Source organism: Pseudomonas pichavaramensis (assembly GCF_050473265.1).
Taxonomy (GTDB): domain Bacteria; phylum Pseudomonadota; class Gammaproteobacteria; order Pseudomonadales; family Pseudomonadaceae; genus Aquipseudomonas.
The window spans coordinates 102,775-117,654 of record NZ_JBJKFJ010000007.1 but is presented as its reverse complement, the minus strand read 5'-3'; the positions used below and the strand labels follow the sequence as shown (position 1 = coordinate 117,654).

At 60.5% G+C, this 14,880-nt stretch carries 15 protein-coding genes, 1 tRNA gene and 1 pseudogene; 5 read left to right on the top strand and 12 right to left on the bottom strand.

Annotation, left to right across the window (positions count from 1 at the left end; all coding sequences use genetic code 11):
* Window positions 1-16 precede the first annotated feature (16 nt).
* Together sigX and ACJRW5_RS13400 are read left to right on the top strand one after the other, a co-directional pair.
* Window positions 17-607 carry an RNA polymerase sigma factor SigX gene (gene sigX, locus ACJRW5_RS13405; RefSeq protein ID WP_484570999.1) on the top strand — a complete coding sequence of 197 codons (591 nt, stop codon included), beginning with the start codon at window positions 17-19 and terminating at the stop codon, window positions 605-607.
* Window positions 608-715: 108 nt separating this feature from the next.
* Window positions 716-1,693, top strand: a complete 978-nt coding sequence (locus ACJRW5_RS13400; RefSeq protein ID WP_484570998.1) for an OmpA family protein — start codon at window positions 716-718, stop codon at window positions 1,691-1,693.
* 67 nt (window positions 1,694-1,760) lie between these two features.
* Here the strand turns inward: ACJRW5_RS13400 and cobA are convergent, their stop codons facing one another.
* The 9 genes and pseudogenes from cobA to ACJRW5_RS13355 form a co-directional block, all read right to left on the bottom strand.
* On the bottom strand, window positions 1,761-2,504 hold the full coding sequence (gene cobA, locus ACJRW5_RS13395) for a uroporphyrinogen-III C-methyltransferase (protein WP_484570997.1): 744 nt from the start codon (window positions 2,502-2,504) through the stop codon (window positions 1,761-1,763).
* A gap of 20 nt (window positions 2,505-2,524) precedes the next feature.
* Window positions 2,525-5,236 (bottom strand): nitrate reductase, encoded by a 2,712-nt coding sequence (locus tag ACJRW5_RS13390; protein ID WP_484570996.1) that lies wholly within the window; start codon window positions 5,234-5,236, stop codon window positions 2,525-2,527.
* Between the two features lie 104 nt (window positions 5,237-5,340).
* Window positions 5,341-6,540, bottom strand: a pseudogene (locus ACJRW5_RS13385) (NAD(P)/FAD-dependent oxidoreductase); the annotation flags it as partial.
* A gap of 658 nt (window positions 6,541-7,198) precedes the next feature.
* Window positions 7,199-7,645 carry a thioesterase family protein gene (locus ACJRW5_RS13380; RefSeq protein ID WP_484570995.1) on the bottom strand — a complete coding sequence of 149 codons (447 nt, stop codon included), beginning with the start codon at window positions 7,643-7,645 and terminating at the stop codon, window positions 7,199-7,201.
* A 48-nt stretch (window positions 7,646-7,693) separates the two neighbouring features.
* The gene (locus ACJRW5_RS13375) at window positions 7,694-8,383 is read right to left on the bottom strand and encodes a polysaccharide lyase family 7 protein (RefSeq protein ID WP_484570994.1); all 690 of its coding nucleotides are present in this window, start codon (window positions 8,381-8,383) and stop codon (window positions 7,694-7,696) included.
* Between the two features lie 97 nt (window positions 8,384-8,480).
* Window positions 8,481-9,275 (bottom strand): ABC transporter ATP-binding protein, encoded by a 795-nt coding sequence (locus ACJRW5_RS13370; protein WP_484570993.1) that lies wholly within the window; start codon window positions 9,273-9,275, stop codon window positions 8,481-8,483.
* Between the two features lie 15 nt (window positions 9,276-9,290).
* A complete protein-coding gene (locus ACJRW5_RS13365) occupies window positions 9,291-10,283 on the bottom strand; it encodes an ABC transporter permease (protein ID WP_484570992.1) in 993 nt (330 codons plus the stop codon).
* Between the two features lie 49 nt (window positions 10,284-10,332).
* Window positions 10,333-11,697, bottom strand: coding sequence for a CmpA/NrtA family ABC transporter substrate-binding protein (locus tag ACJRW5_RS13360; RefSeq protein WP_484570991.1), 1,365 nt, complete (start codon window positions 11,695-11,697; stop codon window positions 10,333-10,335).
* Window positions 11,698-12,012: 315 nt separating this feature from the next.
* Window positions 12,013-12,327 (bottom strand): transcriptional regulator, encoded by a 315-nt coding sequence (locus tag ACJRW5_RS13355; RefSeq protein ID WP_484570990.1) that lies wholly within the window; start codon window positions 12,325-12,327, stop codon window positions 12,013-12,015.
* Between the two features lie 152 nt (window positions 12,328-12,479).
* Here ACJRW5_RS13355 and ACJRW5_RS13350 point away from each other — a divergent pair, with 152 nt between their 5' ends.
* Window positions 12,480-12,872 (top strand): hypothetical protein, encoded by a 393-nt coding sequence (locus tag ACJRW5_RS13350; RefSeq protein ID WP_484570989.1) that lies wholly within the window; start codon window positions 12,480-12,482, stop codon window positions 12,870-12,872.
* 89 nt (window positions 12,873-12,961) lie between these two features.
* Here ACJRW5_RS13350 and ACJRW5_RS13345 read toward each other — a convergent pair whose 3' ends face one another.
* Window positions 12,962-13,651: a crotonase/enoyl-CoA hydratase family protein gene (locus tag ACJRW5_RS13345; RefSeq protein WP_484570988.1), complete on the bottom strand. Its 690-nt coding sequence runs from the start codon at window positions 13,649-13,651 to the stop codon at window positions 12,962-12,964.
* A 184-nt stretch (window positions 13,652-13,835) separates the two neighbouring features.
* On the opposite strand from ACJRW5_RS13345, the gene ACJRW5_RS13340 reads away from it, so the two are divergent.
* Entirely contained in the window at window positions 13,836-14,054 is a 219-nt protein-coding gene (locus ACJRW5_RS13340; RefSeq protein WP_484570987.1) for a hypothetical protein, read from the top strand.
* Window positions 14,055-14,146: 92 nt separating this feature from the next.
* Window positions 14,147-14,236: transfer RNA gene (locus tag ACJRW5_RS13335), tRNA-Ser, on the top strand.
* Between the two features lie 96 nt (window positions 14,237-14,332).
* Here the strand turns inward: ACJRW5_RS13335 and ACJRW5_RS13330 are convergent.
* Both ACJRW5_RS13330 and ACJRW5_RS13325 read right to left on the bottom strand, forming a co-directional pair.
* Complete coding sequence (locus ACJRW5_RS13330) at window positions 14,333-14,596, bottom strand: Txe/YoeB family addiction module toxin (RefSeq protein ID WP_074678285.1); 264 nt, start codon at window positions 14,594-14,596, stop codon at window positions 14,333-14,335.
* Window positions 14,593-14,835 (bottom strand): type II toxin-antitoxin system Phd/YefM family antitoxin, encoded by a 243-nt coding sequence (locus tag ACJRW5_RS13325; RefSeq protein ID WP_074678909.1) that lies wholly within the window; start codon window positions 14,833-14,835, stop codon window positions 14,593-14,595. The genes ACJRW5_RS13330 and ACJRW5_RS13325 overlap by 4 nt, the downstream gene beginning before the upstream one ends.
* Between the last annotated feature and the right edge of the window lie 45 nt (window positions 14,836-14,880).

The window sequence follows — 14,880 nt, the reverse complement described above, 5'->3', positions numbered from 1 at the left end:
GTCGGCCCGACCCGTTTTGAACAAAGTTCAGCCACTGCCCAAGCGCTATGACCCCCGCGAGCTCACCGATGAAGAGCTGGTGGCGCGCGCCCACGACGAGCTGTTTCACATTACTCGTGCCTACGAGGAGTTGATGAGGCGCTACCAGCGAACATTATTCAATGTTTGCGCGCGTTATTTAGGGAACGAAAGGGATGCTGACGATGTCTGTCAGGAGGTCATGCTTAAAGTGCTCTACGGCCTGAAGAACTTTGAAGGTAAGTCCAAGTTCAAGACCTGGCTTTACAGCATCACTTACAACGAATGTATTACTCAGTACCGGAAAGAACGGCGTAAGCGTCGACTGATTGACGCCTTAAGTTTGGATCCGCTTGAGGAAGCGTCCGACGAAAAGACGCCCAAGGTCGAAGAGCGAGGCGGTCTGGATCGATGGTTGGTCCACGTCAATCCAATCGACCGAGAGATTCTCGTGTTGCGTTTTGTTGCAGAGCTCGAGTTTCAGGAGATCGCAGACATCATGCACATGGGCTTGAGCGCAACGAAAATGCGTTACAAGCGAGCATTGGATCGGTTGCGGGATAAATTTTCGGAAACCTCCGAAACTTAGTTCAGCTTTCCGACCACTAAGGGGATGGCGAGACCTGATAAAATCGCCGCCAAGTTGCCGACTGATTTACCTGGCAACTGACTAACCACCAAGATGGGGATTTAACGGATGAAAGTAAAAAACACCTTGGGCGTTGTAATTGGCTCTATCGTTGCCGCAACTTCCTTCGGTGCGCTGGCACAAGGCCAAGGCGCTGTCGAGGTGGAGGGTTTCGTCAATCGCTACTTCACCGACTCTCAGCGTGACTTCGCTCAGGATGAAGGCAACCTGTTCGGCGGCAGCATTGGCTACTACCTGACCGATGATGTCGAACTCGCACTGTCGTACGGCGAGTATCACGATCTGCGTGGTGAAGGTTCTGCCGGTAGCAAGAACATCAAAGGCAACCTGACTGACCTGAAGGCCATCTACCACTTCGGTCAGCCGACTGCCGGTCTGCGTCCGTACGTGTCTGCCGGCTTCGGTCACCAGAGCATCGGCGATGCCAATGGCAGCGGTCGTAATCACTCCACCCTGGCCATCGCTGGCGCGGGTGCCAAGTACTACTTCACCGAGATGTTCTACGCCCGTGCTGGCGTTGACGCTCTGTACAACATCGACCAGGGCGACACCGAGTGGCAAGCTGGCGTGGGTGTTGGTCTGAACTTCGGTGGCGGCAGCAAGCCGGCCCCGGCTCCGGTTGTTGCCGCTGCCGAGCCTGCTCCTGAGCCGGCTCCGGAACCGGCCATGGAAACCGTTCGCGTCGAGCTGGACGTCAAGTTCGACTTCGACAAGGATCGCGTGAAAGAAGAAAGCTACGGTGACATCAAAAACCTGGCTGACTTCATGAACCAGTATCCGCAGACCACCACCACCGTTGAAGGTCACACCGACTCCGTCGGTACTGACGCTTACAACCAGGGTCTGTCCGAGCGTCGTGCCAACGCCGTGCGCAACGTGCTGGTTAACCAGTACGGTGTAGACGGTGACCGCGTGAACGCTGTTGGCTACGGTGAGACTCGCCCGGTTGCTGACAACGCCACCGATTCCGGTCGCGCCATCAACCGTCGCGTTGAAGCTGAAGTAGAAGCCCAGATCCAGCAGTAATGCTTCTGGTGCTCTGAGAAAACCCGGCCTTGGCCGGGTTTTTCTTTTTATGAGGCTGACAAAAGCTTTAGCCGTGTTCCAGCAGGGCTATCTCTGCCAGAGCTGCCTCGGCCACGACTTCACCTATCACCACTATGGCCGGGCTCTTCAGCGCGAATGCTGCGGCGTCTTCGAGCATCGTGCCGAGGTGGCTGCGGCACTCGCGTTGCTGTGGCAATGAGGCATTCTCGATCATTGCCACCGGCATCTGCCCTGACATGCCGCCGGCATGCAGGCCGTCGCGGATATCGGCCAGTTTGGCCACACCCATGTAGACCACCAGGGTAGTACCGCTTTGTGCCAGTGCGGACCAGTTCAAGGCGCTGTCATCGAGGGTGTGCGCGGTCAGCAGGGTCACGCCGCGGGCCACGCCGCGTAAGGTCAGCGGGATACCACATTGGGTGGCGCCGGCCAGGCCAGCGGTGATGCCGTTGACGATCTCGACCTCGATACCCCGTGCGGTCAGCCAGTCGGCTTCCTCGCTGGCGCGTCCGAAAATGCATGGGTCGCCGCCTTTGAGGCGTACCACACACTTGCCCTGGCGCGCATAACGCAACATCAGGCGATGGATGAACGCTTGTGGTGTTGAGCGGCAGCCACCGCGCTTGCCCACGGCGATGACGCGTGCCTGGCGGCAGTGTTCGAGCACGACCGGGTTGACCAGATCGTCGAGCATGACGATTTCCGCCTGCTTCAGCGCCTTCACCGCCTTGAGGGTCAGCAGTTCAGGATCGCCAGGACCGGCACCCACCAGCCAGACTTTTGCATTCATCTCCAATTCCTCGCCTAGTGTCATGCGGTCGTTGCAGCCTGCTGGGCCAGCAGGCGCTTGATTTCGGGGACGCAGGAGCCGCAACTGGTGCCGCACTTGAGCGTCTCCTTGAGGCCATTGAGGTCGAGCCCTTCCTCAATGCCGGCGCGCACCCTGGCTTCGCTGACGTTCAGGCAGTTACACAGGACTCTGCTGCGCGCAAGCACCGCGCTATTGCCCGGCGGTGCCGCAAGAGGTGCCAGCAGCCAGCGCTGCAGATCGCCGTCGATGCGACCTTCCTGCCACAGGCTGCGCAGCCATTCGCAGGCAGCCGTCTCGCCGGCGAGACGGAAGCTGACGATACGGCCGGCTTCGATGCGCAGGTGTTTGCTCACGCTGCGCCGTGGGTCGTCGTAGCTCAGCACTGGGCCCTGAGTCAGTTGCAGCAGGCGGTCGATCTGGCTCAGCTGTTCTGCGCTGACAGGCTCGACATTGGCAGCTCGAATCAACAGGGCCGGGCGCTCTCGCCCGGTCGGCACTAGGCTGGCATAGGCAAACATCTCGAACAGCGGACGCAGCGCCTGCAGGCGTGCCTGTACGTCGCCTTCGACCAGGGCGAAGAGGCGCCAGGGCAGCTCGACCTTGCTGATTTCGACGCCTGCATGCTTGAGCTCGGGCTGCCTGGACAGCGGGTCGAACGCCGGCAAGGTCAGCACGTTGCTGCCCAACCCCTTGAGAAAACGGTTGCCCCAGTGCATCGGCAGCCAGGCTTGGCCGGGTTGCAATGCGTCATCGGCCTGTACCGGGAGGATCAGGCTGCCGCGGCGGCTCTGCACTCTGATCAGCTCGCCATCGTGCAAGTCACGGCTGTGCATGTCGTCCGGATGCAGGCTTAGCAGAGCTGCGTCGACGTGGCCAAACAGGCGTGCGGCCGTTCCACTGCGGCTCATGCCATGCCATTGGTCGCGCAGGCGGCCGGTGTTGAGGGTCAACGAGTAGGCGCTGCTGCGCCGTTCCTGCGGCGCTCGATAGGGATCTGCATGGAAGCGGGCGCGGCCATTGGCAGTCGGGAAGCGGCCATCGACGTACAGTCGCGCACAGCCTTGTTCGGCGCCGGGCGGGAATGGCCACTGCTGAGGCCCCAGGTCGTCGAGATAGGCGTAGCTCAAGCCGGAAAGGTCGAGGTCGCGCTGAGCGGTCAGGTGCTTGTATTCCTCGAACAAGGCCTCGGCGTTGCTGAAGTCGAACAGGCTGGGCAGGCCGGGGCGTAGTCGTTTTTCCAGACGCCGGGCGAAGTCGCAGGTGATCGACCAGTCGGCACGTGCCTGTCCTGGTGCTGGTACGGCGCGCCGCACATGGCTGACGCGGCGCTCGGAGTTGGTCACCGTACCTTCCTTTTCTCCCCAGCTGGCAGCGGGCAGCAGGAGGTCGGCATGGGCGCAGGTTTCTGTGGTGTGGAAGGCTTCCTGAACTACCACGAACGGGCACTTCGCCAGCGCCTCGTGGACTTTGCGCTGATCGGGCAACGACTGCGCGGGGTTGGTGCAGGCGATCCACAGTGCTTTGATACGCCCGTCGTGCACGGCGTCGAACAGCTCGATGGCGGACAGCCCCGGAATGTCCGATAGGCCATCTACGCCCCAGTAGCTGGCCACTTCGGCGCGATGTTCGGCATTGCTGGCGTCTCGGTGGCCGGGCAGCAGATTGCTCAGGCTACCGGTTTCACGGCCGCCCATGGCATTGGGCTGGCCAGTCAGGGAGAACGGGCCGGCGCCGGCTTTGCCGATCTGCCCGGTGGCCAGGTGCAGGTTGATCAGCGCACTGTTCTTGGCGCTGCCGGCGCTGGACTGGTTAAGCCCCATGCACCACAGCGATAGAAAACTCGGCGCTTCGCCGATCCAGCGCGCGCAGGTCATCAGGTCGTCGATGCTGATACCGCAGATTTGCGCCGTTACGGATGGCGGATAGTCCTGTACCAGGTTTTCCAGGGCTTCGAAGCCTTCGCTATGCGCTTCGATAAAACCACGGTCGACCCAGCCATGCTGTAGCAGTACGTGCATGATCCCGTGAAACAGCGCCACGTCGCTGCCAGGCTGCAATGCCAGGTGCAGGTCGGCCAGCTCACAGGTGTCGGTGCGCCTGGGGTCGATGACGATGACCTTCATCTGTGGCCGTCTGGCCTTGGCTTCTTCCAGTCGTCGGAACAGTACGGGGTGGGCGTAGGCCATGTTGGAGCCGGCGATCAGCAGGCAGTCGCTCTGCTCGATATCGGCGTAGGAGCAGGGCGGTGCGTCGGCGCCCAGGCTGCGCTTGTAACCGACCACCGCCGAGCTCATGCACAGGCGCGAGTTCGAATCGATGTTGTGGGTGCCGACCAGCGCCCGTGCGAGTTTGTTGAAGGCGTAGTAATCCTCGGTCAGCAGCTGGCCGGATATGTAGAAGGCAACGCTGTCCGGGCCGTGCTCGCGGATGGTTTCGGCGAAGAGGGTGGCTGCATGATCCAGGGCGGCATCCCAATCCGTTTGGACGCGTGCCAGGCTTTTGCTCATGCGCAGTTCGGGGTACAGCGCGCGGGCATCGAGGTCGCCGGTCAGGTGCAGCGTCGAGCCCTTGCTGCACAGCCTGCCATAGTTGGCCGGATGATCCGGATCGCCGCTGACGCCGAGAATCTTTTCGCCGTCGTGTTCGATCAGTACGCCGCAGCCGACCCCGCAGTAGCAGCAGGTGGAGGCGGTGACTTGGTGAGAGTTCATGGCTGGGCGCTCCTGGCGGCAGTCGGGCAGGGTGCTCAGGCGCATTGCCTGACGGTTGCAAAGGGCTGGTCGGTGGCGGCCTCGTCCGTGTGCCGGACGGTGATATCGCCGAAGATGAGCGAGTCGCGAATCTCGCCGATAGGCTGTTTTCCCCGGATCAGCTGCAGATACCAGGAGGCGTCGGCGGTATCGCCGTACAGGCAGGCGCCGATCAGTATCTCGTCCTTGATGACCAGCTTCTTGTAGATCCCGCCGATGGGGTCGCACAGGGTGATGGTCTCGCTATCCTCGGCGCCCATGAAATCGCCGACGGAAAATAGATCGATACCCGTGACCTTGAGTTTGGTCGAGGTGACCGACCCTGAATAACGGGCGAAGCCCAGTCGGGCCAGGTGATTGGCGCACACCCTGGCCTGTTCGTAGAGCGGCGCTACCAAGCCGTATGCAATACCCCGGTGATCGGCGCATTCGCCGATCGCGTAGATGCGCGGGTCGTAGGTCTGCAGTGTGTCAGTGACGACGATGCCGCCCTGGCAGGGAAGCCCGGCGCTGCGGGCCAGCTCGATATTGGGGCGGATGCCGGCAGCCATGATCACCAGGTCGGCGGGTATCACCTGGCCATCCTTGAATTTCACCGCGCAGACGCGACCCTCAGCATTGCCCTGTAGTTCTGCAGTGTGTTTACCCAGAAGGACGTTCAGTCCACGTTCCTGCAGCGAGCGCTGCAGCATGCTTGCGGCGGTGCGATCCAGTTGTCGGTCGAGCAACCACTGGCCGATATGCGCCACGCTGACGTCCATGCCGCGCCGCTTCAGGCCATGCGCTGCTTCCAGACCGAGCAAGCCGCCGCCGATGACCACTGCATGGCGGTGAGTCGTGGCGCTGTTCATCATCATTCGGGTATCGGCGATGTCGCGATAGCCAATCACCCCTTCCAGCTCCGTGCCGGGCAGCGGTGGGATGAAGGGACTGGAGCCGGTGGCGATCAGCAGGCGATCGTAGCGCGCCTCGCTGCCGTCATCGGCCAGCACGCGGCGCGCTTTGCGGTCGATCTTCACCGCCTTGCGCCCCAGCAGCAGCCTGATGCCATGGCGCTCGTACCAGTCGAGGTCGTTGAGGACGATGTCTTCGAAGCTCTGTTCACCGGCGAGAACCGGAGAGAGCAGGATGCGATTGTAATTGGGGTGAGGCTCGGCGCCGAATACCGTGATGTCGTAGAGGTCCGGTGCGAGCTTGAGCAGCTCTTCCAGCGTGCGTACACCTGCCATGCCGTTACCGATCATGACCAGTTTGAGTTTTTCCATGCGGCATTCTCCTGAATGAGCCACTGCGCAAGGCCGGTGCCGGAAGCGATCTTCGGATCGCTTGTCCGGGCTTGAAAGCGTTCAGAGTGGCGGCCGAACGGCACGCAACAAAAAAGGCGTCCCGCTAGTCACCTAGCGAGGACGCCTTTGTCCAAGTCCCGAAACTCCGGGAAGTGCGGCGCTCTTCGTTGAGCGTCGCGCTTTAATCAAGTTGTAGTGTGGCCAATGCAGCGCTTGTGCCAGGTCGGCAGAGGTGCGGCTACCGCTGCGTTGCAGGCGATCGTTTGCGATCTCGGGCCGGTTATTTGCACTTTTTCAAGGCGCAGGGCGCTGAAATGGTGCGGCTTGCCGCATTCTGCTCAGGAACTGAGCGGGCTGTTACAAGCGACTGTCTCAGACGAAGTCGCTGCGCCAGACGTGGCATGCATGAATGAGGAGAGGGCGTGAGTGGGCAAGGGGAGTGCGAGTAGGGACCAGGCTGCAAGGCTTGCGATCAGTGCGGTGCGTTGTGCGCGTTTGCGTATGGCTGGCATTGCGATTCCTCCCAAGGTCGACCTGCCATGTTTCGATTCGTCGATGAACCTGGCGTGACAGGCCGTTTATCGTTATGCCCTAAGGCGTAGCAGAGGATTCAGCAACTGTCACGCCAACAGGTCAGTTATCCGACCACGCGATTGACCTTGGGGAACTTGGCGCTGAACTGCTCCGGCATCTGCACGACCTTCGACTGAGGGTAATCGAAGAACACGAAGCCGGATTTGGCCATCGCGATCAACCTGCCATCGGCAGGGCGGGTAATGCGGAAGGTGATATCGCCGCCGTACTTGTTGAAGTCCATGACGCCCACTTCGAACATCAACTGGTCGCGTGCATGCGCTTCGGCGCGGTAGGTCGTCGCCAGATCGGTGACGATGATGCCAACGCCGTTGCCGTCCGTTTCACGGATGCCGAACTCGAAGAGAAAGCGCGCCCGGGCCTCGGAAATCATCGAGATCATCGAATCGTTGCCGAGGTGGTTGGCGCCGTTGATGTCGGTAACGCGAACGGTGAGATGGGTGCTGTAGCAGTACTGGTCTTCGGGAAACTCGAGGGTCAGGCGCGCCATGATCGTGTCACTGTCAGGGAAAGTGGCGATTGTAAGCGGCTGGCCAGCTCAGCGGTGCAGGCTGTTGAGGTGGTAGAAGGTCACACGACCGCCTTCGCTGTCCGGCCCTGAGTTGTCCTGGATGTAGGCACCTGCTTTGAAGTAGAGGTACTGGGTGTCCCAACTGCTGCTCAATTGGCGATAGTAGGAGCCACTATCGCCGTCGGTGCTCGATACGCTGATGCCAACGCGACCGCTGGGGGTGACGCGCAGGTCGTAGCCAAAGCGCTCGCCCAGCTGCACGTTTTCAGCCAGCAGGATGTTCTTCACTTCACTGTCGCCCGGGCGGGCGCGCAACAGCAGCTCGAGCCGGCCAACGCCGCGCAGGTAGTGATACTGCAGCTTGAGCAACGGGTCATTCTGGCTGCCAGGGACGTCCGTACTGTGAATCTGCCCGATCACCACCTTGTTGCGGCTGGGGACCTGGTCGACCTTGAGTACGGCGCTGAGGTAACTGTCGGAACTGGCATGCAGCCAGTTGTCGAGGCTGCCATCGCGCAGGGTTTCCCGCAGTTCGCTGCGCGGGTAGCGGGCATCGGCGGTGGGCGAGCCGGTTACCGGGACCCAGAAGGTCACGCTGCCATCGGTGTTGCGCCGAAAGTAGCGACTCTCATAGCTGTTATTCAGTCGTTCGGTACTGATGGTGGTGGGGGCGGGTTCGGTAGGAATCGAAAGATTCCAGGTGGTGAGGTCTAGCACGGATTTCTCTGCTTGTCGGTTGAAGGCAGATGTTCGTCCACTCGGCAGCCCAGAGGTTCCGCCGCCCAGGTTCTGGAGCCTGAGCGGCGTCATGCGGTTAAGCCGCCGGGCGCTGCTGACGCTGGTAGAGAAACTCCAGCACGGCTGCGCGATAGTTGTGATAGCCGCTATCGTGTGCCAGCGCCATGCGCTCGCGCGGGCGTTCCAGCTCGACTTTGAGTATGTCACCGACGGTCGCCGCCGGGCCGTTGCTCATCATCACGATGCGGTCGGAGAGCAGAACTGCTTCGTCGACATCATGCGTGATCATGATCACCGTGTTGCCCAGCTCTGCGTGGATCTCCATCAGCGAATCCTGAAGGTGGGCGCGGGTCAGGGCATCGAGCGCACCGAATGGCTCGTCCATCAGCAAAACCTTGGGCTGCATGGCCAGAGCGCGGGCGATGCCGATGCGCTGTTTCATGCCGCCGGAAATTTCTCCGGGGCGTTTGTCGCGGGCGTGCGTCATGTGCACCAGGGCCAGGTTATGCTCGATCCAGTCACGCATTTCCTGCCGTGACTTACTGCCCTTGAACACCTGGCGTACGGCCAGCTCAACATTTTCATAGCAACTCAGCCAGGGCAGCAGGCTATGGTTCTGAAACACCACGGCGCGCTCCGGGCCGGGCTCGGTCACCTCACGCCCATCGAGGATTACGCCACCGCTGGTAGCCTGATGGAGGCCGGCGACGATGTTGAGCACCGTCGACTTGCCGCAACCGGAATGGCCGATCAGTGAGACGAATTCGCCCTTGTCGATCTTCAGATTGACGTTCTGCAACGCGCAGAACAGGCCCTTGTCGGTGGGGAAGTCGATGCCGACGTTGGTCAGTTCGAGGTGGGAATGGCTCATAGAAGGTCTCCTGGATCAGCGCAATACGGCGTTCTTGTCCCAGCTGAACAGGCGCTGCAGGACAAGCATCAGACGGTCGAGGGCGAAGCCGATCAGGCCGATGACGATCACCGCCACCATGATCCGGCCAAGGGAGTTGGAGCTGCCGTTCTGGAATTCGTCCCAGATGAATTTGCCCAGCCCCGGGTTCTGCGCCAGCATCTCCGCGGCAATCAGCACCATCCAGCCGGTGGCCAGGGACAGGCGCAGGCCGGTGAAGATCATCGGCAGTGCGGCCGGCAGGACGATGCGCCGTACATGGCTCAGTGGTGAAAGGCGCAGCACCTTGCTGACGTTGTTGAGGTCCTTGTCGATGCCGGCCACGCCCACCGTGGTGTTGATGACCGTCGGCCACAGGCAGCACAGCGCCACGGTGAAGGCCGAGGTGAGGAAGGACTTGGCGAACAGCGGGTCATCGCTGACGTACAGGGCGCTGACCAGCATGGTCACCAGCGGTAGCCAGGCCAGTGGCGAGACCGGTTTGAACACCTGGATCAGTGGGTTGAGCGCACTGTACAGGGACTTGCTCAGGCCGCAGACGATACCCAGCGGGACGGCCAGCAACGAGGCGATCGCGAAACCGGCGGCCACGGTGTAGAGGCTGGTGAATATCTGCTGGATGAAGGTCGGTTTGCCGGTGTAGGGGCGAATTTTCACTTCGGCATCGGGATTCTTCGCCAGCAGGGCCGCGTTGCGTGTCTCCTGGCGCTGATAGAAGGCGGCAGCCTTGTCCTGTTCACGCTGGTGAGCGGCCATCAGCCCGGTGAACTGCTCGCTGACCTGCAGCGGTCCGGGAAACTGGCCGAGGCTGGTCTGGATATGGTTGGCCAGGCCCTGCCAGCACATCAGGAACACGGCTATACCTAGTGCCGGCAGAATCAGGCTGCTGGCCAGGCGCTTGATCAGGGCGCTGTGACGCGCCGTCTTGAGCGTCTGCTGGATTGGGGTGGCGACGTTGGGGTTGCTCATCGTCCTGTCCTCTGGTCGGTTGTGGCTGCGCGGGGCGGCGCGGCCATGCTTAGAGCGTGTTATCGCCCTTCAGGCCAATGCTGAACTGCTGGAGATAGGCGTTGGGCTGATGGCCGTCGTAGACAATGCCGTCGATGGTGTCGGCGAGCGGCTCGCGGAAGCCGTCCTCATCGGCCGGCGGGAAGTCGGCGGCCTCGGCCTTGCCCTCGCTGACCAGCTCGGCGGCCGCTTCGCGGTAGATATCCGGGAGGAAAACACGCTTGGCGGTTTCCAGGTACCAGCTGTCCGGTTGGGCCTCGGCGATTTGCCCCCAGCGGCGCATCTGGGTCAGGTACCAGATGGCGTCGGAGTAATAGGGATAGGTGGCGTGATAGCGGAAGAACACGTTGAAGTCCGGCACCTCGCGCTTGTCGCCTTTCTCGAACTCGAAGGTGCCGGTCATCGAGTTGGCGATCACCTTGGCGTCGGCACCGACGTACTCCGGCCGCGAGAGAATCTCCACGGCTTCGGCGCGGTTGGCGTTGTTGTTCTCGTCCAGCCACTTGCCGGCACGGATCAGCGCCTTGACCAGACGCTTGTGGGTCTCCGGGTTGGCGTCGGCCCAGGTGCGCGAGACACCGAAAACCTTCTCCGACATGTTCTTGCGAATTGCGTAGTCAGCCACGACCGGCACGCCGATACCCTTGAATACGGCGGCCTGGTTCCACGGCTCGCCGACGCTGTAGCCGCTGATGGTGCCGGCTTCGAGGGTGGCTGGCATCTGCGGCGGCGGGGTCACCGAGAGCAGTGCTTGAGCGTCGATCTGGCCACTGATGTCGCCTTTCTGCGGCGCGTAGTAACCCGGATTGATGCCGCCGGCGGCCAGCCAGTAACGCAGCTCGTAGTTGTGCGTCGACACCGGGAACACCATGCCCAGATTGAACGGCTTGCCGGCGGCGGCGTACTGCTCGATCACCGGCTTGAGGGCGTCGGCCTTGATCGGGTGCACCGGCTTGCCATCGGCCATCGGCACCTGCGGCTTCATCGCCTGCCAGACCTCGTTGGAAACGGTGATGGCGTTGCCGTTGAGGTCCATGGTGAAGGCGGTGACCACCTCGGCCTTGGTGCCAAAGCCAATGGTGGCGCCCAGCGGCTGACCGGAGAGCATGTGCGCGCCATCCAACTCGCCGTCGATCACCCGGTCCAGTAGCACCTTCCAGTTGGCCTGTGCTTCGAGGGTGACGTACAGCCCCTCATCCTCGAAGAAACCCTTCTCGTAGGCTATGGCCAGCGGCGCCATGTCGGTGAGCTTGATGAAGCCCAGTTTCAGTTCGGCTTTTTCCGGCTCGGCTGCGTGTAGCAAAGGGGCGGCCAACAGACTGAGGGTAAAACCCAGCAGAGAAAGGCGGCGATTGGGCGATAGACGATGGAGCATGGCAATTCCTCGACTTGCAGAAACGAAAAAAGACGTCGCAAACAGCCTGCTGCCGATGGCAACGAGGTGTCTTTGACGTCTTTGTCGGTGTGCCCGAATCACCGCCGTTGGCGATCAGGAGCGTGGTTGCGTTTCCCTTAGCAAGGCTTTTGCCAGATTGCTGGCAAGCATGATGGCTGCGCCAGTATCGTCATATTTTTCAATGGGATAGAAAAAAACAGCTGGCGCTTGAGTAGAGTCTGCCGCCGGCATGAACTGCCCAAATACTGTGCAGCAACTTGAGCGCTGGCCGATTTCGGAGCGTTGCTGCGCAGGTCAGCTGCAAGAATGTTGTTGCTTCAGTTCGACGAAATCACGCAGCCAGTGCAGCACCTCTACGGCCTCCCAGCGGCCTGGGTCGAACAGGGCGTAGGCGAGTCCCTGATAGCCAACCACGTCCAGTTGGCGATGGTAGCCAGCGCGTTGCAGCAGCGCCTCGATCTCGGCGAAGCAGGTATTGAAGTGCTGGCGATTGAAGGGCGTGCGGTTCTCCATGACGATGCCCTCGAGCAACAGCTCATCGACCATGTCACGCACACGCTCCAGCGGCATGCGGTTCACTCGGTGTTTCAGCTGTAGTACGTCCAGCATGATGGCGCTCCTGTGCAATCGATCATTTACCGGGTTGAAAGGGTAAACGAAAAACACTGTACAAATAAACAGTATTGGGTGATAGTGGCCTCATTCAGGCGACGACAACCTGCTCGTTCCGAGGAGCGAGCGCCTTGCAAGGGGTATTGGCAATGCAACAGATGCTGATGACGATTGTGCTATTGGTCCTGCTGAGTGGATGCGCTCAACCGCAGGTCGAGCGGCCACAGGCCAATGGTGCTTACCTGGTGATCGAGGGCGAGCAGGCCTGGGCTGTACTGGTTTCCGACGGTCAGAGAGTCGAAGAGGCAGGCAGGGTGCTGGATGTGGTTCGGGTACCTAGCCACCACTCGAGTATTGCGGCCAGTTACGTCATCGAGACGCCAAACTGCGGCAAGCTGCAGTGGCTGACCGAGCGTCATGGCGCTGCAGAGGGGGAAACGACCTTGCTCCCGGCCGAGTTCAACGAACAGCTCAGCAATCCAGGATGTGTACTGGTACAGGGGTTGAGCAGGGCCTGGACGGCTCTGGATTACTCCGGCTGAGGATGTTTGTTTAAGCGCTGCTCAATAGAAAACGCCGCGGCTCTTTAGAGGTCGCGGCGTTTTTTATGCCTGAGCGTGGTGGGCGCACCTTACATCAGGTGTTGTTTGTCCATCTCGATCGCTGCATCGAGGGTTTCCAGCAACGCTTTGCGCACTTTCAGCTTGGTGTTCTTGTGCGCTGTCATGTTGATCTTCTTCATATGCTGGGCCACGGCTTGCGCGGTGGTCAGCAGTTGTTCGCCAGGCACGACCTTGTCCAGGAAGCCTGCATCCATCGCACCGGCTGGGTCGAACATCTCGCCATTGATCACCGAGCGATGAAATGCCGACTTGCGCAGGCGATCGCGTGCCAGCTCGATGCCGACGTGGTGCATCGTCATGCCGATCTGCACTTCGTTCAGGCCAATGTTGAACGGACCTTCAACACCGATACGGTAATCGGCAGACAAAAGAAGGAAAGCACCTTTGGCCACTGCGTGGCCCGGGCAGGCCACGATGATCGGGTAGGGGTGAGCGAGCATGCGACGCGCCAGGGTGGAGCCAGCGGCTACCAGGTTAATGGCATTCTGCGGGCCTGATGTCATGACTTTCAGATCGTAGCCGCCCGAAAGAATCCCGGGTTGGCCGGTGATGATGGCGATGGCGCGATCCTGCTCCGCCTGATCGAGTGCAGCATGGAATGCTGCAATCACGTCTGGGGAGATAGCGTTCACCTTGCCATTGCTCAAGGTCAGGGTGGCGATGCCGTCTTCGAATTGATAGCTGATCAGGTCGCTCATGGCAGTTTTCCTTATTGGCGGCGCGGGGCCGAATGTGGGCAGAAGGTACTCAGCCGAACCGCTTCGGTAAAGCGCCGTGACTGACCGGCCGGTCAGTGCTTTTGCCTATGACAGCGATGCCAAATGGTAATTGGCCGCCTGGCAGGGCTGCACTTACGGTGACGTCGAAATGAAGGAGACGCCCATGAACAGCCTCTATTCCATTCTTTACGTGACCGCAGTGCTTGGCCTGCTGCTGGCAGCCGTTCTGCTCGGCGACAGCCTCTACCTACGTAGCCCGGCCGGTGTGCTGGCGGTGTTCGGTGTGGGGCTGTTCGCTTCCCTTGGTTTTCTGTTGTTCGGCCACATCCGCTTTGACGAATCTACCTCCAGTGAGCACGACGAAAACCCGCTGCGCTCTTAAGCGCATGAATCCTTTAAAAAAATTTGCCATCCGCAAAACATTCGACTACATTAGCGCACCTCGACGGGCTACACGCCAAAACGTCGAGATCCGGTGAAGTGTCCGAGTGGTTGAAGGAGCACGCCTGGAAAGTGTGTATACGGGAAACCGTATCAAGAGTTCGAATCTCTTCTTCACCGCCACTTTCGCAATACCTAAAGCCCTGAAAGCTAACAAGTTTTCGGGGCTTTTTGCTTTCTGGCTTTCGGCAGGTGTCGAAAAAGTGTCGAAAGCCCGATTTACTCGTAGTGTGACCAGAGACGGAGCACTTTGACGGTCTGTTCATCCTGCAGCACCTGATAGACCAGGCGATGCTGAATGTTGATACGTCTGGAGTAAGCGCCGGCTAGATCTCCGACAAGCTTTTCGTAGGGCGGAGGGTTCTGGAACGGGTTTTCTCGCACGACCTCCAGCAGTGCCTTTGCCTTGTCTTTCAAGCCCGCCGAAGCGAGCTTCTGTGCGTCTTTCTGTGCCTGTTTCGTGTAAACGAGCTGCCAAGTCACCAGTCCAGTTCCTTAGCGCATTCGTCTACAGGTTCTGCCATGCCTTCCTTGATGGATTCGCGCATGCCAGGAATAGAGAGCAGGTACAGGGTTTCCTGAATGGCGTCCCAATCCTCAGCCGAGAGCAGGACAGCATTTGTCCGCTTGCCAGAGATCAGAATGGGCTGGTGAGATTCGGCAGATTGATCCATCAGCCGATAGAGGTTAGTGCGTGCTTCGCTTGCTGTAAGGGTGCGCATGGAGCAGTTCTCCTGAGTCATGCTGCAAGCGTACGCCAAAACGTA